23 protein-coding genes are annotated in these 22,162 nt (G+C 44.2%); 2 read left to right on the top strand and 21 right to left on the bottom strand.

Annotation, left to right across the window (positions count from 1 at the left end; translation table 11 throughout):
- Positions 1-48: 48 nt before the first annotated feature.
- The 3 genes from H6G07_RS00765 to H6G07_RS00755 all read right to left on the bottom strand — a co-directional run bounded on the left by H6G07_RS00765 (position 49) and on the right by H6G07_RS00755 (position 1,737).
- A complete protein-coding gene (locus H6G07_RS00765; RefSeq protein ID WP_073606872.1) occupies positions 49-741 on the bottom strand; it encodes a MotA/TolQ/ExbB proton channel family protein in 693 nt (230 codons plus the stop codon).
- Positions 742-883: 142 nt separating this feature from the next.
- The gene (locus H6G07_RS00760; RefSeq protein WP_073606873.1) at positions 884-1,555 is read right to left on the bottom strand and encodes a DUF4333 domain-containing protein; all 672 of its coding nucleotides are present in this window, start codon (positions 1,553-1,555) and stop codon (positions 884-886) included.
- Between the two features lie 14 nt (positions 1,556-1,569).
- Positions 1,570-1,737, bottom strand: coding sequence for a hypothetical protein (locus H6G07_RS00755; protein ID WP_171972944.1), 168 nt, complete (start codon positions 1,735-1,737; stop codon positions 1,570-1,572).
- A 40-nt stretch (positions 1,738-1,777) separates the two neighbouring features.
- Here H6G07_RS00755 and H6G07_RS00750 point away from each other — a divergent pair, with 40 nt between their 5' ends.
- Complete coding sequence (locus H6G07_RS00750; RefSeq protein ID WP_073606874.1) at positions 1,778-3,289, top strand: UbiD family decarboxylase; 1,512 nt, start codon at positions 1,778-1,780, stop codon at positions 3,287-3,289.
- A 19-nt stretch (positions 3,290-3,308) separates the two neighbouring features.
- On the top strand, positions 3,309-3,608 hold the full coding sequence (locus tag H6G07_RS00745) for a hypothetical protein (RefSeq protein WP_139296899.1): 300 nt from the start codon (positions 3,309-3,311) through the stop codon (positions 3,606-3,608).
- A 1-nt stretch (position 3,609) separates the two neighbouring features.
- Here H6G07_RS00745 and H6G07_RS00740 read toward each other — a convergent pair whose 3' ends face one another.
- From H6G07_RS00740 to H6G07_RS00655, 18 genes are all read right to left on the bottom strand, one after another.
- A complete protein-coding gene (locus tag H6G07_RS00740; protein WP_073606875.1) occupies positions 3,610-4,803 on the bottom strand; it encodes a glycosyltransferase in 1,194 nt (397 codons plus the stop codon).
- A 1-nt stretch (position 4,804) separates the two neighbouring features.
- Entirely contained in the window at positions 4,805-5,992 is a 1,188-nt protein-coding gene (locus H6G07_RS00735; protein WP_242026563.1) for a glycosyltransferase, read from the bottom strand.
- Positions 5,989-7,254: a glycosyltransferase family 4 protein gene (locus H6G07_RS00730; RefSeq protein WP_073606876.1), complete on the bottom strand. Its 1,266-nt coding sequence runs from the start codon at positions 7,252-7,254 to the stop codon at positions 5,989-5,991. Before H6G07_RS00730 ends, H6G07_RS00735 begins: the two co-directional genes overlap by 4 nt.
- The gene (locus H6G07_RS00725; protein ID WP_073606877.1) at positions 7,208-8,623 is read right to left on the bottom strand and encodes a hypothetical protein; all 1,416 of its coding nucleotides are present in this window, start codon (positions 8,621-8,623) and stop codon (positions 7,208-7,210) included. The genes H6G07_RS00730 and H6G07_RS00725 overlap by 47 nt, the downstream gene beginning before the upstream one ends.
- A 59-nt stretch (positions 8,624-8,682) precedes the next feature.
- Complete coding sequence (locus H6G07_RS00720; protein ID WP_171972945.1) at positions 8,683-9,492, bottom strand: methyltransferase domain-containing protein; 810 nt, start codon at positions 9,490-9,492, stop codon at positions 8,683-8,685.
- Positions 9,452-10,585 (bottom strand): glycosyltransferase family 4 protein, encoded by a 1,134-nt coding sequence (locus tag H6G07_RS00715; protein ID WP_073606879.1) that lies wholly within the window; start codon positions 10,583-10,585, stop codon positions 9,452-9,454. Before H6G07_RS00715 ends, H6G07_RS00720 begins: the two co-directional genes overlap by 41 nt.
- Positions 10,586-10,867: 282 nt before the next feature.
- Entirely contained in the window at positions 10,868-11,575 is a 708-nt protein-coding gene (locus H6G07_RS00710) for a class I SAM-dependent methyltransferase (RefSeq protein WP_073606880.1), read from the bottom strand.
- The gene (locus H6G07_RS00705) at positions 11,572-12,678 is read right to left on the bottom strand and encodes a glycosyltransferase family protein (protein WP_084172853.1); all 1,107 of its coding nucleotides are present in this window, start codon (positions 12,676-12,678) and stop codon (positions 11,572-11,574) included. The genes H6G07_RS00710 and H6G07_RS00705 overlap by 4 nt, the downstream gene beginning before the upstream one ends.
- A 23-nt stretch (positions 12,679-12,701) precedes the next feature.
- On the bottom strand, positions 12,702-13,511 hold the full coding sequence (locus tag H6G07_RS00700) for a methyltransferase domain-containing protein (protein WP_073606881.1): 810 nt from the start codon (positions 13,509-13,511) through the stop codon (positions 12,702-12,704).
- Positions 13,512-13,537: 26 nt separating this feature from the next.
- On the bottom strand, positions 13,538-13,900 hold the full coding sequence (locus H6G07_RS00695; protein ID WP_422393849.1) for an acyltransferase: 363 nt from the start codon (positions 13,898-13,900) through the stop codon (positions 13,538-13,540).
- A gap of 205 nt (positions 13,901-14,105) precedes the next feature.
- On the bottom strand, positions 14,106-15,017 hold the full coding sequence (locus H6G07_RS00690; protein WP_084172854.1) for a glycosyltransferase family 2 protein: 912 nt from the start codon (positions 15,015-15,017) through the stop codon (positions 14,106-14,108).
- Positions 15,018-15,322: 305 nt separating this feature from the next.
- A complete protein-coding gene (locus H6G07_RS00685; RefSeq protein WP_073606884.1) occupies positions 15,323-16,555 on the bottom strand; it encodes a glycosyltransferase family 4 protein in 1,233 nt (410 codons plus the stop codon).
- Positions 16,556-16,578: 23 nt separating this feature from the next.
- Positions 16,579-17,457 (bottom strand): class I SAM-dependent methyltransferase, encoded by an 879-nt coding sequence (locus H6G07_RS00680; protein WP_139296900.1) that lies wholly within the window; start codon positions 17,455-17,457, stop codon positions 16,579-16,581.
- Between the two features lie 81 nt (positions 17,458-17,538).
- Positions 17,539-18,198: a sulfotransferase family 2 domain-containing protein gene (locus H6G07_RS00675; RefSeq protein ID WP_073606885.1), complete on the bottom strand. Its 660-nt coding sequence runs from the start codon at positions 18,196-18,198 to the stop codon at positions 17,539-17,541.
- Positions 18,199-18,297: 99 nt separating this feature from the next.
- Complete coding sequence (locus H6G07_RS00670) at positions 18,298-19,212, bottom strand: hypothetical protein (protein WP_073606886.1); 915 nt, start codon at positions 19,210-19,212, stop codon at positions 18,298-18,300.
- 80 nt (positions 19,213-19,292) lie between these two features.
- On the bottom strand, positions 19,293-20,156 hold the full coding sequence (locus H6G07_RS00665; protein WP_199311831.1) for a class I SAM-dependent methyltransferase: 864 nt from the start codon (positions 20,154-20,156) through the stop codon (positions 19,293-19,295).
- A 30-nt stretch (positions 20,157-20,186) separates the two neighbouring features.
- A complete protein-coding gene (locus H6G07_RS00660; RefSeq protein ID WP_073606888.1) occupies positions 20,187-21,149 on the bottom strand; it encodes a polysaccharide pyruvyl transferase family protein in 963 nt (320 codons plus the stop codon).
- A 79-nt stretch (positions 21,150-21,228) separates the two neighbouring features.
- Positions 21,229-22,134, bottom strand: a complete 906-nt coding sequence (locus H6G07_RS00655; RefSeq protein ID WP_073606889.1) for a hemolytic protein HlpA-like protein — start codon at positions 22,132-22,134, stop codon at positions 21,229-21,231.
- Positions 22,135-22,162: the final 28 nt, after the last annotated feature.

The raw sequence follows: 22,162 nt of genomic DNA, 5'->3' as shown, positions 1-22,162 counted from the left end.
GGTCTGTAGGTCAAGCCGTTTGGCCTAGGTCGTGAGGTGCCTATGGGATTAAAGGCGATCGCCGCTGCCGATAAACTCTTCCCGGTAGGCGGGGTCGTTAGCCAGAGTAGTGGGCTCATACCAATACTGTCGGTAGATGAGTTCTAGCTCATTGCCAGCATCGGAAAAGTAGTCAACCTGCTGCGCCTGGAGGGTCACCAGAACGCGAAAAATTAGCAGCGCCAGGATGGCGACGACCATGCCCGCTGCGGTGGTAATCAACGCTTCGCCGATACCAGCGGCGGCAGCGGTCGCCTGGTCGCCGGAGCCGCCGCCGCCAATGTTGAGGTTGCTGAAGGTGGCAATCAGACCGGTCACTGTTCCCAACAGACCCAGCAGCGGCGCGACGGCTACGACGGTTTCTAACAGCTTGTCGCCCTTGCGCATTTTGACCAATTCGCGATCGCCCACGGTTTCCATCGCTAGCCGAAAGGTGTCGGGAGAGGGCTGTTTGAGTCGTAGGGGGGCCAGCAAAAACCGACCGATGGGCAAATCTTGGGCCTGGGCTGCGATCTCAGCCGCCTGGCTCAGATCGCGCCGGGAAGCATCGAGCACCTCAGCCACGACCTGGTCTTCTCGGCGCAGCAGCTTTGTCCAAAACAGGGTGCGCTCTAGGGCCGTGGCAATGGTAAGCACCGAGCAGCCCATAATGGGCACCATCACGGGGCCACCCTTGACCAAAACGTCGAGAACAGTTGCCATAGCCCAGCTTTAACCCTAAATTGCTTTGCTTGTTAGCGTTTCTACCACGATAAGCCTACCGAAAGCGGTTGTCCTAGAAATTAAAGAATGGGCATTGACGACTTAAGGAAAAGTTAAGTGACCATTCTAATCGTCACCGCCGCTAATCGTTGTCGCCTCGAACGTAAGGGCGATTGACGATGCGCCCCCCTGGCCCTGTCGCCGCAGTGGGTTTAGGCATAGTGGCGGGGGCTGCTGCTTGGGGCAGGGGGGCGGTGGCAGTATTGGGTGGGGATGGATTGTCTGGGGCCGCGATCGCCTGGAGCGACCCCCCTGGGGCAGCTGCCTGCTCCTGCCAGTTGAGGTCGCCATCGGGGTCGATGCTGACTACAACGGCGGTGATGGTGCTGGCGTCGGTAGTCATGCCCCCCACGACCTGGCACTCAAAGCGATCGCCCGGCTGATTTGCCCGGTAGGTGGCGCTGCCGCAGTCAATCAGGGCGCGCTGGCCGTAGGTCTGCGAAAGCCCTTGTTGAATGCTGTCTTCGACCTTGGGCAAATTGAGCAGCGCTTTGGAGTTGGGCACTTCCCAGGTGACATTCCCCTGGCTGTCTTGCTGAATCACGTTGATCGTAAAGGTGCCGCCGTCATCTAATTCGCCCACACAGCGAAAATAGGCCTCCGCCTGGCGCTTCACACCCTCTGGGCAGAGCACGGCCTTGAGCGAGAGTCGTCGGCCCTGGCGCTCAATGTCGGCCTGAATGGCACTCTCGACCGCAGCGGTGTCGAGGCGGTTGCCGCAGCCCACCAGACCTAGGGTCAGGGGCCAGACCAAATACCTAGACAATCTCAGTATGCGCCTTTGCATTGAGCCAGAGAATCCTTTGAGTGGCTGTCATTGCCGATGGCAATATCCCGATTGTGCCAGGAAGTTGGGGCGATCGCATGCTGTCTCCACGACTTCACCAGGTCAAAGAATTGGGCCAGGGTTTCCAGACTGGCCCCCTGCTCCACCATAATGAAAGTAGCCTTAACACTCGTTCACAAACTCTTTCCTATGGCAAACGATCTACAGCAGTTTCTCACCCTTCTGGAACAGCGAGGCCAGCTGCGCCGCATCACGGCCCCCGTTAGCCCAGAGTTAGAAATTGCCGAGATCGCCAACCGCCTGTTGCTAGGGGGTGGTCCGGCCCTGCTGTTTGAGAATGTGCAGGGCGCGACCATGCCTTTGGCCATCAACGTGCTGGGCACCGTCGAGCGGGTGTGCTGGGCCATGGGCATGGAACACCCCGCCGAACTCGAAACCCTGGGCGAAAAACTGGCGCTGCTTTACCAACCCCGGCCCCCCAAGCAGTTTTCCCAGGCCATCGACCTCGGCAAGGCGCTGTTTGACGTGGTCAAAGCCAAGCCCATGCGCGACCTGCTGCCCCCCTGTCAGCAGGTGGTGCTCAAAGATGACGCTGTGGATCTCAACCAAATTCCCCTGCTGCGGGTTTATCCTGGCGACGCCGACAAGGTGATTACCCTGGGGTTGATGATTACCAAAGACCCCGAAACCAACATTCCCAACGTGGGGGTCTATCGCCTTCAGCTTCAGTCGAAAAATACCGCGACAGTGCAGTGGCTCTCGGTGCGGGGCTGTAGCCGCCACTTGCGCAAGGCCGCTGAGATGGGCAAAAATCTAGAGGTGGCGATCGCGATCGGCGTTCACCCCCTGGTGATTCTCGCCGCTGCCACTCCACTGCCCATCGACCTCTCGGAGTGGCTGTTTGCCGGGCTTTACGCTGGCAAAGGACTCACCCTAGCCAAGTGCAAAACGGTCGATTTAGAAGTTCCGGCCCAGTCTGAGATTGTGCTGGAGGGCACCATCACTCCTGGTGAAACCGCCGTTGATGGCCCGGCAGGCGACCACATTGGCTACTACGGTGGCGTCAACGAAGCCGCACCTCTGCTGCGTTTCCACTGCCTCACCCACCGCAAAAATCCGATCTACATGACCACCTTTAGCGGTCGCCCGCCAAAGGAAGATGCCATGATGGCGATCGCCCTCAACCGCATCTACAACCCAATTCTGCGTCAGCAGGTGCCCGAAATTCAGGACTTCTTTTTACCGATGGAAGGGTTGAGCTACAAAGCCGCCGTGCTCTCCATTGAAAAGTCGTACCCTGGCCAAGCCAAGCGCGCTGCCCTCGCCTTTTGGTCGGCCCTGCCCCAGTTCAGCTATACCAAATTTGTGATTGTCGTCGATAAATCGATCAATATCCGCGACCCACGCCAGGTAATGTGGGCTGTGACTTCTAAGGTTGACCCGGTGCGAGACGTATTTATCCTGCCCGACAACCCCTTTGATAGCCTTGACTTTGCCACCGAAAAGCCTGGCCTTGGCAGCCGCATGGGCATTGACGCTACCACTAAGGTCTACCCCGAAACCGATCGTCCCTGGAGTGAAGAACTCACCCCCGACCCCGATATAGCTGCGCTGGTGGATAGTCGCTGGGCCGAATATGGCTTGAGCGACCTAAACCTGGGTGATGTAGATCCAAATTTGTTTGGCTATGACCTTCGCTGACGGACGGAAAAGTAAGGGTATGGTGCGCGCTTTGGTTGCCGTGCTGCTCGGGCTATGGGCAGTCCTGTGGGTTTGGATCCCTGAGTCCGCGGCCAGCGTTCTCTGCCGCGACGTAGAGGGGCAGGAAGTCTGTATTGAAACAATCAAGCGCAGTGCCAAATATACCTGGGAGTATCGGGTAGTTGTCAGCATCGACGGCAAAAGCCGACCTGTCAAACGCTATGATTGCCGACGGACTACTGGCGCTGATCGAGAGTTGGCTATGCCCTATTTTGAATCGGCTTTACGACAATTCATTTGCGATCGCGTTACCCACTAGGTCAAGACCTATAGGCGAACGATAGTGACTGACCAGTAAGGATTTCATTGTAGGACTGACTCAGATTTCGCGCGATCGTAGGCCAGCTATACTTCTCGGCGGCTAGCTGTTGGCCGTTATGACCTAGCTGGGTGCTTAAATCGGGCGAGCGGAGCAGTTGACCTAAAGCATTGCCCCACGCGTCCAAATCATCAGAAACTACTAACCCCGCTTGGGCAGCTAAGATGTCGGGGGCAATTTGAACATCAGGGGTAATCACAACGGGGAGACCAGCGGCTAGGGCTTCTGCTACAGCGATGCCGAAATTTTCTGAATAAGATGGCAGCGCAAAGAGATTAGATCCCTGAAGTAGTAGATCTTTGTCTGAGCCAGAGACAAAGCCAGTGAAGGTGACGCTGTCGGCAATATCTAGGGTGCTGGTCAAAGTCTTGAGATAGTGACAGTAATCTGCATCCCCAGAACCGGCTAGCAGAAGGTGATAGCCGTGAGATTTGGGGTCAAGCCGAGCAAACGCGCGCAGCAGAAAATCAGGTCGCTTTTTTTCATGCAGGCGCGACAAAAATAGAACTATCGCGCAGTCAGCAGGTAAATCATAGCGATCGCGCAATTTTGCTGCTGCACCAGCGATCGTGACTGTCGGATTAACCCCTAGCGGTAAAACCAAGGCAGGCGCGCTAATTCCAAACTGTCGGGCGTCCTCGGCTTCTGCAACGGTAGTGCAATGAATAGCAGCGGCTCGGTTGAGTGTAGAACGCTCTATGTAACGGCCATAAATTTGTTTTTTCAGCTGACTTTGCTGAAGTGCCCAGGGAGTTAGTTGACCAATCGTACTTGAGACATAGGGTACTTGGTAATACTGAGCTAGCCTTGCCCCCACCGTGGGCGCGTAGCAGAACAAGTAATGGTTGTGAACGATATCGTATTGGCGCAAATGCTTAATCATCCACTGGGTCAACCCAATAGATGGAATAAATGCTTTAAACCGAGCTAGACGCGGAAAGAACCAAACCGGTACGCCTTCGTAGTTGACTCGCCGACCGATAGGCACGTCTAGCAATTCGGCTTCATCGTCATTAGTGGTAGCTATTTCGGCATCAACTTCTATCTCTCGTAGGGCACGAATAATATTTAAAGCGACTTGAGTTGGCCCACCCAGCTTGTAGCTTAGAGACGGCAACACGTGAAGAACTCTCATACTACAGTGCTGCGAAGTCAGCCTCGTTAAGCAGCCTTAAGAGATTGATCTGAAACTGCTTAAAACCATAAATTTCGTCGATTTTCTGGCGCAATATCTCTGGCTGATAAAGTATAGGATGAGTTGACTTACCTTGAAGGATTTCTACTAAGGTAGCAGCTATTTCTTCTGTGTTATCAGGATTGACTAAGATACCTAGTTCGCCACTGCATAAAGCATCAATGGCACCATCCTGATTGCCTCCGACAGTTGGCTTACCGCAGGCCAAAGCTTCGAGGTAGACAATGCCAAAGCCCTCGCCCTTACTCGGCATTATAAAAACGTCACACAAATTGTAGTAATCGCAAATTTCTTCGTCAGGAACAAACCCTGCTAACGTTACATGATCTTTTAGGCCAAGAAACTCAATTAGCTGCTCAATTCGAGGGCGATCGCTCCCCTTCCCAACCAAAACATAGTGAATGTCAGGAAGTTTTTGCCGTATTAAAGGAATAGCCCTGATAACTTGATCATAGCCCTTATACTGCTCGTCATCAGCCAACCTGGCAACGGTCAAAATTACGGGTTGACTAGTCTTAAGCCCATGTCTAGTAAGCAAATAACTAGGTTTTGGCTTGATTTGAAAACGATTGGTGTTGAACGTGACCGGCAAAAGTGAAATGTTTTTAGGCGGCAGGTCCTGCTCTTGTATGAGGCGATCGCGAGTGTATCCACTAATGGAAATTACTTTTCTGGCTGCCCGCAAAGCTCGACATCGAAAAGAATCTTCAATATTCCAGGCATCGACACCATACACTAAAATCCAATACGGAACTCCTAAAAAACGGTACAGTAAGTATGCAACAGGCGCAAAATTAAGATGTCCACACACAATTAGACCAGGTCGCTGTTGCCAAACATCAACTAAAGCTTTTAGTGTAAAAGCCGACGTTTGAAATGTTTTTATCAATTGACCAGTAAACTTAAACGAGAAATAGCTTGTCTTGAACAGACTCTCTGGCTTCTTAGAGTCAAGCTTATCCAAAATAAGTACATCGTTTAAAGTGATATTCCCTTGCTCATGCAAGCACTCAATTGCAGTTAGAAAATCACATAGGTAAGCCTGAATTCCACCCTTGAATTCAAAAAGATTAGGCACCCAAATGTGAATTGAATTGTTAAAATGTAGATCTTTAGTCATGTGATTCATTCATCTCTGCTGCTAGAAAATAGCTTTTCGATCTCATCGGTTAGTTTCTTCTGATAGGCAGTCCAAGTGAAAGCCTCAGCTTTTTTTCGAGCAGCTCGTCCCATTTTGGCCATTTCTTTAGGATGGCGATAGCACCATTCCAACTTCTCCTGAAGTGCATTCGAGTCACGAATGGGTACGGTGAACCCGTCAACTCCATCGGTAATCAAATCAAGCCCACCAGCGTTAGGAGTAGTTATTACAGGAATTCCACAGGCCATGGCTTCAAGCTGTACAAGCCCAAAGCCCTCCACTAAAGACGGGAACACAAAAATATTTGCACTGCAATAATATTGATTGAGACTAGCGTGAGGTACACTAGCCTGGTAATTGATGTAATCTTGGTGAGATTGTAGCCAGCCCGGCGGAAATTCATCAACGCCAACCAATTTCAGTTCGGCATCGTTAAGTCTAAGCTTTTTCCATGCATCCAACAAATAGTGAACACCTTTTCGGGGGCCAACTCGCCCCACAAACAAGGCTCGAAATTGCTTATCACGCTTAAGCTCTGGCTTAAAATAATCAACCGGAGCACCGTAGGGTATGACTGAAATACGCTCTGAGGCTATTCCTGCATCTAGCAGCGATTGATGCGTTGTAGTAGAGGGCACAAAAATATGATCGGCCAAAGCAACTTCCTGGTCTTTTCGTTCTAACTTCCACTTAGGCTCATGGATAGCCTGCAAAGAAGACGCAAACTCAGGAAATCGATCGGCTTCGTCTTGCTGAATTTTTCGGCTAGTGTAGTGAAAAGCGATGGGCAACTCATAAAAGCAGCGTATACCTCTTTGCTTAGCCGCTTGAAACGTAGATGCTGCACCATCTTCGTATGCGTAGATTGCATCAAGTTGATCAAGATGATGCTGCGCAACGTGGTGATCGAGAGAAGCATATACTCTGTCTATGAGACCCTGTTGTCCAAATCCTAATTTAGAGCTTAATCCCGACTTGACTAAACAGACTCTAAGGGTTTCTCTCCAGGGATGAGTCTTCAAGATAGCGCCACTTGGTGCCATCCACGCACGGCGTTCTAGTTCTTGACTGAGGAACGAGCCAAGGGAACGCGGTAATCGCTGAATAGTTTGAGCTAGACGGCCTTTGGGATTATAGGCGGTAGTTGTAATAATTTCGTGGAGCAGATTTGCCTCAGCTAAGGCGATCGCTGCATTGCGAGAGTTAGGGTTGCTGGTAGGGTGTACTAGAGAGATGCGTCGCTTGACCATATAGAAAATTAGGTGGTTGGGCTCGCTGCCATTGGTCTACCCGCTCTAAATAGGGAAGCAAAAGGATAAAGCCGTAGAAAAACCAGTGGTAAACATTAGCAGTATGGTTATAAACTACGTGAGAAATAAACGTTACGCCCTGATAGACAAACGCACTAAGGGCCAACTGACGCAAAAATGGATGATTGAGCTTAAGGTAAACACTAAATAGAGAATAGAGCAGTACAAGCCGCAACCCATACCACAGGAAAAAACCAACCGGGCCAACCTCTAACATAATACGCCCCATTTCGTTCTCGTAATAAACCGGAATCACTTCTCCTGGCGCAAGTTGGAATATCTGACGCAATATAGAGTTACCCTGAAAGGTAGCACCTAATCCATAGCCATCGAGCCCTTTAAACTGCAAATTTGTGATGGGCTCAATAAAGCTACTAGTTATTCGCCCGGGTACATCTTCATTCTCTGTCGCACGTATGAAAAACGAATCGAAGGCGTACCGAAAGCTTTGAGAAACAACAATAAAGCCAATAAGCGCTGGCAAAAATATTTTGCGAACACTCTGGAAAAAAACAGATAAGTTAGTTATTGCTTGAATGCCGAAATAACTCAAAATTATTAAGATAGACCCAAGAATAACACCCCGTGACAGCGTCATAAACGAAGTAACGGCTAGTAAGACCAACTCAGTTAGGGTCAGCAACTGCCATAGCCGAGGTTGAGGACGGGCCAGAATAGGCAGCAATAGACATAGGCAGGCCAGCAGGTAAGTGGCGTAACCTGATAGATAAGAGAATGTACCCGTTACCCGAACAGTGTTTAGGCCAGAAACAGCTATGCCTGGAGCTTCATCGCCCCAAGCATAAACATTTAAAGGGCTAGTTGGCGGGCTAAAGAACTGGGCAATCGCCAGTAAACCAACGGGGATGAGCAGGAGCAGGTAGGCGCGGAGAAAGCGGAAAAGTTCCTCTTCACTATCAAAAAGGAGAGGAATCAGCCATAACAAGGGGATGTATAAGAAGTAGTTTTTTAAACCAAACAGACCAATAATAGGGGAACCGAGACTAGGATTAAAGGCTTGCACAACGCCCCAAATGAATGCCATCACTATTAATGTAATGACAACGCCATTACGGACGACGCGAAGATGGTCTTCACGTGTAAAGAAGAAAAACTTTAAGTAGGCACCAATCAGAATAAAGTCTTTGAAAAAGTAGATAAGCTGACTAGCTTGGGGCAACGCCCATTTACGCAATGCCCCTTCAATTATCACTAAAATAAATACGGCTTTAATAGCTCGCCGCCAATCTAAGCTGGATAAATAAATTACTATTAGAGATAGGGGCAAAGCAAGTAATAGTGTATTCATATCAGCTTTTCTATAGAGGAAATAGAATTAAACCGATTTGAGGCATTCATAAGCAACTGCTAATCAATCCTTTGAGCAATCGTCATTTGAGATGGATATGATCGGACTAATCTTCCTAGCATTGCAGATAGATACACTGCTGTAGTTTGGTCGAGATTTAAACGACAACCTAAAGTCTTAAGCAAAAAAGGGTTGTAAATGTGGCTTTGAAAAATAGGCTTCCACCCACAGTGCCAAAGTAAATTCGTGATAGTTTGAAATGTCCAGCACTGAAAGTGCTGATCATTATTTGGCTCTAAGCAAGGCTCTAAACCAGTTTCAATAGGCAGTAAAAGAACTAATTTCCCATTATCCTTAACATAAGAACGGAAACATTTTAGATCCTCAGAAGGTTTAGAAGAATGCTCAAGGGAGTGAGAAGAAAGAATATAGTCAAAATATCCAGAGGGTATGGAATCCTGATCTTTCACGGATCTGCGCTCTTTTTTCGCAAGGAACTGCTTAGCAAAATCGGAGGGGTCAAAAGCGACCGAATTATCCAGTGCGCCAGAGACTTGCCCCAAGCCACATCCATAATCTAGGATAGTTGCCTCAGGATTTAAGCCCGTTTTCTCAAATAGAGTGTATTTCCAGTAGAGTGACAAAAGCTCGTAGTACTCTTCATCAAGAAGAAAGCCATAGTGTGAATCATAATACTGTTGGTCATATGAGTGGGAAACTTTACTGGTCATAAGAGCCTCTCTAAAACTAAAGATACTTGGCAACTTGCCCTGCTTGCCCTGAGTCTCGATTTTTAACGCATTCTCATGGGCAATAGCAACTAAAGCATTATGTATGAGACTCAATACACTGTTTATAGATTTCAGCATAACGTTGAGTGAGCTCAAATTCATCAAACATACTTATTTGATTGCGAATGTTATTGCATAGCTCTATGAAACAATCATGGTCGGAAACTAGTATTTTCATAGAATTGCAGAGCTGATTATAATTCCCATTTTCAAATTTAAGACCGGCATCCCCTACACATTCTGAATGTCCACCGCGAGAAGAGGTAATAACAACCTTACCAGCAGCCATCAGTTCAAGGGAAACACCACCCATCGGTTCTTCCCAAATTGAAGGAACAATACCAATCGTCGCTTGTTCAATAACTCGAATTAGGTCTTGCCCACGTTTTGCTCCGAGAAAAAACACCTTGTCTTGCAGTTTTAATCGATCTGCTATAGTCTCTAATTCTTGTTTTCGTTCTCCTTCTCCTATAACAGCTAAAGTCGTGTGGCGATACTCAGGTTCCATCATAAGCCTTTGAAAGGCCTGCAAAAGAGTATCTACTCCTTTTTCGCTTACTAATCTCCCCACATATATAAAGTCATATTTTTTAGATATATCTTGTCTAGCTGCTCTAAGTTTTGCCAATGGATAAGGAGTATATGCCACCACTTGATTCTTCAGAGGTTGGCGCTTTGCAACCCAATGAGTTGCTGCAATATTGAGGTCTACCTGGTCAGCCACATATCGACGAATAGAAAGTTTAATGGCTTCTTTACAAAAATGAATGAGTCCTCTTTTCTTCAAATGAAATAGTAAAGATTCCCTAGGGGTCATAGGAGCAGGTTCACCATCAAACCAACCTAAGCCATCTACGCAAGCAACTTGGTAACCATTGTGAGTCCAAATAAATGGTTTATTAGCCAATTGGGCAAATGGAAACATCGCAACGCTTGCCCCATTGGAATGCACTAGATCGCACTGGTGAGCTAATGATAATCTTTTCCGTAAAGTGGGTTTACGATAAATTTCATAATCTACCTCTAGTTCCTGATGGCCATATAGCATTGCCTCAGTAACAACAATACAATGATGACCAAGACGTTGAATGTTTTCAGCAAGAGTAGCTGTGATGGTCTCAACGCCGCCTATAGATGGATAAAAAACATAAGAATAGAGAAGAATTTTCATGGGTTTATCAGCTTCGTTGAGCAGCTACAACTTTAATATTCACCATTATTGATGTAGCATTTTCCTTAGATGTTTTTGACCGATAAACTTTGTGCAGAAGACTATAGTATTAGCGTTGTTAGGAATATTCCAAAAGGTTCTAACCTGCAAAAAGTCAGTATTCTTGTTCCTTCAGAAACACGGGAACAGGTTTTGAATAAGCTCGATAATCCTCAGAAAGAATGCCTCAAACCAAATTTTCTTGAAGATTTTTCGCCTAAAAAAGCACTGATTTCATGGCTCTCAAATAGGTTTATAGGCTATAGCTAAAAAGTTATCGCTAAAGCGTAGCCCTCCGAAAAAGAAAAAGGGTATGTTTTGCCAGTGATGGTGAGGAAATTTAGGTATTTTCCCAGCATTAGTAAATTCAAATTGAGGTATGCAAAAACCTGTTTCGCTTAGGATACGAGAAATATCTTTCCGCATCAGAGCAGTGATCTGGGCGAGATAAGACGAATTACCAAAGTCAACAAAACGCCCTAGCAAAATTAGAGCTAAAATTGATCGCCAACTTTCGTTATTAAGAGTGCTAAAAATCAATAAGCCTCCAGGTTTGAGGAGCCGAAACCACTCTCGAACTGTTGATCTCGGATTTTCTAGATGCTCAATGACTTCAGCAGAGACGATAGTATCAAAGCTATTGTTTTCAAGGTCGAGAGGATAGTTGAGGTCGGTCTCTATCCAATAAATTGAAGGGTCGAGAGATTGAGGTCGCGACTGAATATCCGCAGCAGTAATTGAGCTAAACCGATTAAACTTAAAAAGCCGTTGGGTCAACAGTCCTTGACCTGCGCCCCAGTCTACAACAGTTCCTGATGCAGATTTTTCGATCAGTATGGATTCAAAACAGTTATAAATGGTTTCGTTGCTGATCCCTGCGCTAAATTCTGCAGCTTGCTGTCGATGTTGCAGTAGAGTTGCAGTAGACGGTTCTAATTGGTTTATAGTCATATGCTTTTGAAATTTGACAGGATAGAATGATAAGCTTTTGCCTGAGTCGATAGATTATGGGTTTGATACCAAGCATGAGCGTTATCTGCGATTGCTTGCATCAATACCATGTCGCTTTTCTCGGTGCTGTACTGCGATGGGAGGGCATAATGATTACCGGGTTGCAGCCCCTCTTCGGGGAGATCGGTCATATTGGCACTAATAGGTATGACTCGATGGGCGCAATAGGCTGCAAAGATCGTGGATTTGCCAAGAAAGGCAGGATGGTAGCTGAAAAAACCTGCGATCGAGTCGGAGAGGATAGTAGAGACCTCTTCACTGGGCAGGCAACCTGTAGCAGTAATCGGCACAGTATCTATATCGATAGGAAGTGAGTCGAGAGGGGGGCCGATGTCAAAAATCTGCTGGATATTTAGGTATCGGCAAATTTGGCTCAACTGTTCTAAGGAATCTTCGTAGACTTTAGTGCGTTGACTGCGGCCCCCAAAGATGACGAGGCGGCGGGTACGTTTAGACAAGCTGGAAGGATTTTGTAGCTCGCCTATGGTTGAGAAGACAGGAAGTGATGGAATAGTCGTAAACCGTTCTGGGGCATAGCTCTCAAGTAGCTCTGCATAGGAGCGCTTGCTGGTGAGAATGCGATCGCTTAACCTAACTAATCTTTTCGCTAAGCCTTTCTGTGCCAAGGAAAACCAGAAAGCACTTGTCCAGATTGGACCAAAGGCAGAAGTCTCGTGAAACATGGTCACCAACGGTGCCTGTTGGCGTTGATGCTTCCAAATTTCTAACCCATTGACTAGCCAAGTCGGACAACCGCGTTTGGCGTAACCATAGCCAACATAGTGAAGTAAAATAGGCCTATTAGGCTCAATATTAGCTAATTTAGCAAGAAAGGATTTTGTTGATCGAGCATTAATTTGAGTCACTTGGAATCCCTCTAATTGATTAGAGCCATGCCAAGCTGGATCACAAATTAAAAAGTGGGTATTAATGCCAAAATCGAGGCGAAGTTGACGCGCTAAATTCATGGCATAATCACCTACGCCATCAACAGAAGGGTAAAGTCTTGGAACAACTGAAACCACCAGTTTTGGCTTGTGCATAATGTTAGGCTATATTGCTCTTGTTAAGAGCGAGTGAGCAAAATGACCGTGCAAGTGCTCAATTTCCTCTTGAGGTAAAAGGGTAACTTCTGAGTCAGTAGTTCAATAGCATTAATCCATGGTTCAGGTGTGTATTTTAATATATGAAATAATTTCAAATTCCCACTTGTAAGTGAATTAGTTATAAGCTGAATCTCTCGAACACTTAGAAAAGCTCGCTTAGATATATATTCAATTTCGTCCATATGTAATAGGAAGATATGCCCATCCGCGTCAGGCTTAAATTGGAATGCTTCAAACTGAGATGGATCAGGGCAATCTAAGAATTTAGGCAAACGATTTCTAAAATATTCACCATTAGGAGTACTAAGAACAATATATCCACCTGGCTTCACCATTTTTCCAATGTTACGCAAAAACTCGTCAGGGTGTGCTGTGTGCTCAATCACTTCAGCGATTAATATAATGTCAAAAAATTCGTAAAAATTTTGCTCTAATATATTTCCTGGTGCATAGGAAATACTGCCATACTCCCATTTTTGCTTGACATAATCAGCCAGTTCTTCCCGCAAGTCATTCCATGTCACTTCATAGCCTAGCTCGGCCAATGTAAGGCTAAAGTTTCCCTGTGCTGCTGCAACATCTAAAACTTTATCTCCTGGCTGAGCTACCTTTTGAATGATCTCTAAAATACTCTTGCGGCGATTTCTGTAAGTATAGAAGTAAGCAGCATTGCCTTTAAAGGGCTTGTCTTCATAAATCTCCAATAGATCATAGGAGAAACTATTCTTCCAGCTATCAGGCCAGTCTTCTTGAAAACTAATTCTTTTCATATTGGGTTAAACAAACTTGGCTCAGGCTATGAGAACAATCTTCTATAATTAATAGTATAGTTGAGGCTTTTTTCTCTCATACTTATCGGCTTCGCTGGAACTCCTGCAACAATAGTGTAAGGAAGAACGTTTTTTGTCACAACTGCACCTGCTGCAACGGCAGATCCTTTGCCAAGTCTGACTCCAGGAAGTATCAGCGCACGTGCGCCAACGAAAACATAATCGTCAATTAAAACAGAACGAATTCTCCCTGCAAAATTGGCACTTTGTAAATCATGGTCTGCTGTAATAATACAAACCTCAGCGGATATAGAAACATTTTTACCTATTTCAACTCTTCCCCGATTATCAATACGACACTTTTGATTAATTACAGAGTTCTCTCCCATAGAAAAATTTCTTCTGGAATCAAAGCAAACTTCCATGAATATATAGCTGTTATTGCCGATTGCAAAACCTAAAAAATAACGATAGAAAAATAACCTAATAGAATGAAATGGGATTTTGTTTATAAAGTGGTTTGAACAGTAACGTAAAAGTTCTCCCCCAAAATAATGAATTTTTGACATTATTCAAGAATTCAAGAGCTGAACTTTAGTTGAGTAGATTTGATAATTTGTATGATATGTACGGTAAGCTTATTAGCCCCGGATTGACAATCATTGCCTTCAGCAGAGCTAACTTGTTTGATTGAATCTTTTTTGTAGTATAGTCGTTCCCAAAAATAATTTTCCACTCTCTAAATGCCTCTTCTTGGCCTATATGGGGAATGGTCGAGCTCTTGTTTAATTTGTAGCAGCGAAAATAACCTAGATAATCGTCTAGTTTCAAGAATCTTCCACATAGGTACAACCGACTAAAGAACTCCAGATCCATGGCAAACTTTAGCTCTTCTTTCAGGAAACCGGTCTGTGTCATAGCAGTTCGCTTCCAGAAAGTGGTTTCTGAACAGACGTTGAATAAGCCTGTTTCTGACCTAAAGGGTGGAAGAGGCGACCATCCTATAACTTCACTATTCTCATTAATCAAAATTCGGTTGCCATGAACTAATATGGCAGCTTGGTTTTTATGAAACTTCTGGGAAATTTTTGTAATTGTATTTTTTGCATATAAATCATCGCTATTAACCCAACCTAGGATAGAACCAGTACTAATTTTTAATCCTTTATTGATTGCATGAGCTTGTCCATTATCTTTTTTACTAGCCCAATGAGTAATATGAGATTGGTATTTTTTAATCACCTCAACTGAATTATCAGTGCTGCCGCCATCAATAACTATGTACTCTAGGTTTGGATATCCCTGGAGCAAGACTGAACGAATCGTTTCTTCTAGGAATTGCCCTTGGTTATAGCTTGGAGTTATGACACTAACGCGCGGCCACTCTGAACCATCAGCCATGTACTTTGGAGATGGTTTACTGGCTTTTGTCCAAGGCCACCCTACCTTACCTGCTGGAGGCTGAGGTAAATCTTGAAGCGTCAGAGTGCTGTAACTTGTTTGCATTAACGGTGCAGTAGATTACAAAAAACGTAGTGCTCAAGCTGAATCATCCATTGTTTGAGTCTTGCTTAGGAATGTATAAGCAATTTAAGGAAAGACTTATAGAGTACGCTGGAAGGCTTAAGCCTTCCTTATGAATGAATAGGCAATCTAGAGAAATGCTTATGCGGCATGCTGGAAAAACTTAAAGCTTACTTATAGAGGAATAAGTATTCCAGGGAAATGCTTATGTAAAATGCTGTAAGACTTAGGTCTTACTTATGAATGAATAAACGAATGGTCATCCTTGGTGTAGGGAGAGACCGTTACTAGTTAGGATTGCTTTCATCTAGTATTTCTTGGTAAAGACGTGAGTAACGGATGGCTTGCAGGTCAAGGGTGTATTCTTTTAGGGCAATGCGGCGGCAATTTTCGCCCATGACTTGGCGCTTTGCATTATCGTCTAGCAATTCTACTATGCCTTTGCAAAAATCGTCTATGTCTTCAGGTTGAGCCAGATAGCCGGTAATGCCAGGACGCACTAGGTCTGACACCCCACCTATGTCAAAAGAAACCATAGGAGTGCCACAGGCCATACTCTCTTGTAGCACTAGGGGCAAGTTGTCGGCACGGGTAGGAAAAAGAAAGAGATCTGCCGCAGAATATGCTACGGACTTGAGGCGATCGCTGCTGACATAGCCCAAGTTCATTAGGGGTATGTCCAATAAAGTAGCTAATTGCTTAGATGGATGGCCGAGGGTTAGCAAGAGGCAGTCTTTCTTTAGGGTGGCAGGCAATTGGTTCAATGCCTTAATCAGCAAATCGCCACCTTTCCGCGAATCTGTAAGATTAATGGCGCTAAATAGCATGACTCTTTTCTTTGCAGGTATTCCTAATGCTGTGCGGCAAAGCTCGCGTTCAAGGGGTTGATAGGCATCGGGGTCAACCCCGTTAGGTATGTGGTTTATTTGAAAATGCCCTAAAACGCTGGCTTTCGCTTGTTCGGCTAACCAGCGGCTGGGGGCAACTATCGTGAGATTAGAGTGATTGTAAATCCAATCTTTTAGCTTCCATACCAAATGGGTGCTATCGCGACGTATGCCAGGGTAGGTTTCAGGATAGGGGCAATGCCCACAACCCGTTTGCCAACGAGCACAGTCATAGCTATAGGCACAGTGCCCAGTAAAGCTCCACATGTCGTGAAGTGTAAACACGGCGGGTTTGTGTTCTGTAAGGCGTGGAATAGCTAAATAGCTGAAGTAACTGTTGTGAAGATTATGGAAGTTAAGGATATCTGTTGCGGCAAAGAAGGGATGTTTGGGTATGGCGAAGCTGCTAATGTGGTTAACATAGTTAAAGCCGCCTCTGTGAGTCAATCGCTGGAGCTGATTTTCAAGCCATTGATGGCGAGGTACTTGGGCAACCCGAGGGTCATCAGTTTTCTTCTGCCCTACTAATAGCTTGGAGTCTAAGCCCTGATTGAGTAGAGCGCCATGTAGCTGGTACCCAGCAATAGCAGCTCCACCTAATATATCTGACTGGTTGATATGTAAAATTTTCAAACTAAACGGGCTGCTGTTTTGAATTAATTAGCAAAATGAATGCTATTGAGGATTTGCTGAGTTTGTTTAATTGAGTTGGCTATTATTTTCTTTGTCTCAATTCTCCAAGCTGAAACATAATATCTATTAAACTCTCGCAAGATAAACAAACGCCTAGATTGCCGTTCTATCTGGCGAACCTTTACCCAATCTATAGGCTGAGTTGATGTTTTCAGGTAGATGGTGGCGTGGCTACCGTGACAGTAATCAACCATCTTAAGCCCCATCGCGGTTGCAAGGTGGTTAAAACTAAAGCGCAGATGAAAAGTTTCAGGCAAATGGCACTTGATCGAGGGGTAAAAGTGATTGGCAATAATTAAGTAACCGTTGACTTCTACTAGAGAAATCATCTTAGCCAAAAGAGAAAGAGGGTCAGGAACATGCTCCAGAATATCAGTGCTCACTAAGCACTGATATTCTGATTCAAGTTGATTGACGAAAGCTATATTGCTGTAACCTTGGCAAGACTTCAGCGCGGCTTGGGCGGGAAAAGGCTCATAAATATCGATAACAGCATTAGCTGACTTCTCAGCAATCATACGCGCCAATGTACCAAAGCCACCACCAAAATCTAGAATCTTAGTGCGTTTTTCTTGGACTATCCAATCTGATATGGCAGCTCTACACTTTAGAGAAACATCGTGGTTTTCTATAAATAGACCGTTGAGTAGCCAGACAGGATGCTGGTAATAGCTCTTGAGTTTTGCTATATCAGGTGCCTTATTGTCACACTGCATTTCGTCCCAAATTTGATCCATTATGTGCCATAGTGCTTGAAGCGTGAGGTCTTCACCTTGAAGTCTGTTGATTAGCCGATTAATTTCAATTGTTTCATCATTTGATAAATAGTCGGTAAAGTACATAGCCTAAGACTGTATCAGATGAATTATAAACACTTTTTACAAAGTTAAAGCCATGTCGAGTAGAATTATGATTTTGCGATATCAGTAGTATCCAAAAAGCGTGAAATCCCGTTCATAGACTGATTCTAAATTTTTAATGCTATCGGCATTCAAAATTTCACTAAAGTTTATGGTAGTCAAAGAAGACCGGTTAACTGTCGCCTGAGGCCGAAGCCGAACTTTTAGTAATTCTTGCAATATTTTAATGTCTTCCGTAAAGGTTTCAGTCTTAAAAACTCTGTTAGCAGCTATCTTTCCATCTATTTCTAGAAAGGTGTATTGAGGTTTAAACCAAGGCAAAGTCAGTAGCTCAGAGGTCTTTGAAATAGTTTTAGCAACTTGGTCAACTGATGAACCATATAAATTGATTTTGTTTCTTATTTCGGGAACATAGTTCCATAGAGTGGTTTTCTGAAGAAAATTGTAGGCAGAAATAAAACGACTTACAGGATGGCGAACAAAAGAAAAGACAAATGAAGCTAAAAATAGGGATCTGTCTAGCTTGTAGTAGTCAGATGCACTTGCATGACCTAGCTGAAAACCTATATAAGAATCTAAAAAGGCTGAACCTGCACATTTAGGAATATGTATAAAAATTACTTTGTCTTGCCTAAATTGGCGGGGTATGCTAAGTCTTTTCGAGTCCTTTCTGACATTATTGTCGAAGCTAAAGGCCGATTTCAATTTCGAAGGTATTTTCATCTCGGCTGATCGTTATATGGTACATAGTAGGCTATTAATAGTGCATCTTAGAGTGAAGTTAATGACTAAAATAAATCTTCAAAAATTAAACTTGTTTTTTCAGCGGTTTTTCATCCAAACCTTCAAAATCGATTTTATTTTTGCAGCAAAAGACAGCTTTGGTTTGGAAAATCGCTGGGCCAGCAATGTGTCATGGATGACATCGTGGATTATATAACTTGGATGGCGGATAGGTAATATAGCCTCTGTAGGCATTTTTAGCCAGTTTGGTGCATGACCGAGAGTATGGGTAGCATCCCTGTCAAATCCTATGTTGCCAACCAAATTTACGCGAGGTCGAATACAAAGCCCAGAGTTGACCCATACAGATGCTGCCCAGACATAGGCCCAAGAATCGAGCTCGCCTGCTTGAATGAGTTTCCATTGGCTTAGAAAATGATTGAAATCTAGACCAACAGAAATAGCTTTCAAAGCAAGATTTTCAATAACATCGGTTTGCTCCATAAAGTGCAATGAAGCTTGTTTCATTTGCCATGCTCTACGCCAGGTAGCCCATCCCCAAATTTGGGGAAAGATGCTGAAAGAGTAGCTGGCCTCTCCGCTAATAGGTAGGTTGCCTTGGTTGCTACCAGAGCAAACCATAATGCGCATGTCGTAGCGATAGCGCTCAAGCAATTCTGAGCAGTAGGGAAAGAAGTCTGGATGAGGAACACAGTCATCTTCAAGGATGATTGCTTCTTCAACTATGGAAAAAGCCCAGTCTAGACCACTAGAAACGCGTTCTCTACAACCTAAATGCTCTTCCGAATAATTGCGTAGGACATCACAATCCCAATCCACATTGTTTGTGATAGCTCTAGCTGCTTGGCAAAATATAGCTTCACCTTTGCTACGAGGGCCGTCAGCGATTACCAGAAGTTGGGCAGGTTGAGCATTGCGAATTGCCTTGAATACCTGTGCTGTTAAATCAGGGCGACGAAAAATGATGAATATAACAGCTGTATGGCAGGACACGAGCGCAAAAAAAGAATTTTTTGGGACAGCTACTTATCAAGTCTGACTGTCTTAATTTGAGTGGCAATAATGTTCTGTCTCTATAGCTCAGGTTTAATGGCTTCAACAAATAAAGAATCAGGCTTGTAGACACTTCCATCTGGCTCAGTATCTAGATTATAAGCACTCCATCCCTCTAAATAGCTTGTCGTTGCATTGCGCTGTATTATATCGATAAAGCCACATTGCTGTATTAGCTGTGTTAAAGAATAGCGATCATACATCCACTGATGTACTTCTCCCATTTGGCGAAAGCTGCCTATACGTAAAGATTGATATTCTTTTGAGCTTAAAATTAGCTTTAAAAATGCATTACGGCGGTAGCTAGAATAGCAAAAAAATCTGTAAATAGGTTGCGCAAAACTTTCTAGTGTTCTAGATATTGTAGGGAAGTTGCTAGCGTAAGTTTTGCCTTGATTGCCTGACTGACTTCTTTCTCTATCCGTAAACTTCTTGGCCTCAGATCCTAATCTTTGGATTATAAAATCCAGGTTTGGAATGTGTTCTTGACTTAGGTAAAAACTCATCAGACCACCTGGCTGATTGCGTACCAACTGGTCTAAAAGCTCTATCTGCATCCACCTATAGTTGTCTTCCCAGCCTGATAAATTGTTCTCAACCTTTTTCAAGGCATCCAAATATCCATTAACAACCGATTCTAAATCAGGAACAACGACTCGAAGAATACCATTGGGGCGCAAAACTCTAAAACATTCTTGAAGAAATATAGGAGCTTGATAAAACGAAAAGTGCTCTAGCAGATGAGAGTGATAGACAAAGTCATAGCTATCGTCTTTAGCAGGAAGACCAGCTATTAAATTATGGGGAACTACATGTTCGCTGTTCGCAACGAAGTCAAAATTATCCCAGTCAGGGACATAGCGACTACCACAGCCTAAATTCAAACACTTCAACTTCCTATTAAGGTTATACATCTATAGTCGAAGAAATTGAGATTTCCAAAGCTTTATAGCATCGAGATCAAGAGTCACCTTAAACTCAAAACTGCTTTCGATCCAATGCTCAATATACTCTAAATCATTTCTTTTAACAGTTGGTAGGCTAGTATCCTCTGAAAGTTCTTTTGATCTGTTATCAATTTCAATAATTAAAGACCTTCTAGATGCACATAGGCAATATATACCTCCGTGCAATCTAGTGCCAATATAATCGAAATTGAGGGTTGAAGACAAGAAAACTTTCAGCGCTTCGAACGAATGTTCGAGAATCTTTACTGAAAACCCTAGGTGAGAAAAATAATCAAGATCACCTCTGCCTTGGGGCCAAAAATATACTGTTTTATACTTTTGAGTTAGCAAACTTATAAGTTTTTTGTCTAAGCTGGGATTCTTATTGTAATCAGTAAGCGTTAAGAGAACATTTTCAGACTTTTTGACAGGAAAGCTCTCTGGTTTTACGGTGGCTAATGGCCACATGGTGGGGCAGGACGTATTGACTACATTTCTAAACCCTATCTCTTCAAGTTTTCTTTGAGTATAGCCATCCCTTACAGAGTGTATATATTTGCTAGACAAAGCAGTCTTTAGTAATAATGACGTGTACAAATCTGGTTTATCTTGATATTGCCACCAACCAACACCGAATAAAACAGCTTTTTGAATTTGTATTGCATCAATAAAAGATATTTTCCACTGCTTATAATCGCGCATTTTTGACGAAAGCAGATTTGTCCCACCAACAAAGACATGTGAGCTATTCCTAACGAATTTTATTTTTTCTGGTTCTATAAAATCCTGTGTGGACAGGCTGAAAATTTCAGAAATAGGAAAAATATTGCGTAATTCTCTTTTTACAGATTCCTGAATAATTAAATCACCGAGGTTAGAACTTGGAGTGCATCGATTATTCTCCAAGCCGGGATCGAGAACAGTAATCATTTTTTTAAGAACTTATTGAAAGAGGCTTCCCTCTTAGGTAGGAAGATCAAGCGGCATCTATTTCTGAAGTAACTTAGATTTAACGAGAAAAGAGAAGTTTTTTTGCTTTCTTTATATTGAGCTTCAGAATATAAGCTAGATTTCTTTCGTTTTTCTGGAAGAAAGCTACATCGTAATCATGATCAGGTACGATAAACTTATTGGTTCTAATTGGTAAGCTCAAAGAATAAACTTTTGGATGCTTAAAGCTTTCTCTAAATGTATGAGTTGAATCATGTCTGAACCCAATATTTTTAACCAAATTTTTACTGGGAACGCATGCTAAACCTGAGTTTTTGTGCCTTGAAAATCCCCATTGAAAATCCCAAGTACTCTCACTATTTTTAGCGATTGACAACATTTGTTTTTTTCTTATATTTCCCAATTCGAATCCCAGCAAATATTCGAAATATTTTTTGCTTGCAAATTCTTCTAAGTCTGACATCTCTGGGTCATTTAGCTTCCATGCCCTTCTCCAACTAGCCCAACCCCAGATCCCACCCAAATTTGAGAAGAAATAATCATTATCGCTATCTTTCCAAACACCTTGCTTATTAAAGCCACTAATGAGCATAATTCTTTGATCGTTTCGATGACGTTTTAACAGATCGGTGCAATACTGGAAAAACGATGGGTTGGGTAAGCAATCATCTTCCAGAATAATTAGTTCTTCTGAGTTTTCAAAAGCCCAATCTAATCCACTACAAACGCGTTTTTTACAACCTAAATTAATGGACGAATAATTGCGGAGAACTTCGCAATCCCAATTGACGTTTTCCGTAACTGCTCTAGCATGCTGACATAGTACGTTTTCCTCTTCATTACGAGGGCCATCGGCTATTACAAATAGCTTTTTAGGTTGCGCTTGGCGGATAGCTTCAAACACACGGGCGGTCAAGTCGGGGCGGCGAAAAATGAGAAAGGCTACTGGGGTAGAACAAGGCATAGAGGTTGCTTCAACGGTATGAGGGAAA

This window comes from Phormidium tenue FACHB-1052 (assembly GCF_014696675.1).
Classification (GTDB): domain Bacteria; phylum Cyanobacteriota; class Cyanobacteriia; order Phormidesmidales; family Phormidesmidaceae; genus Nodosilinea; species Nodosilinea tenuis_A.
Note: the sequence above shows the minus strand (reverse complement) of the source record. Positions and strands in the feature narration are given on the sequence as shown.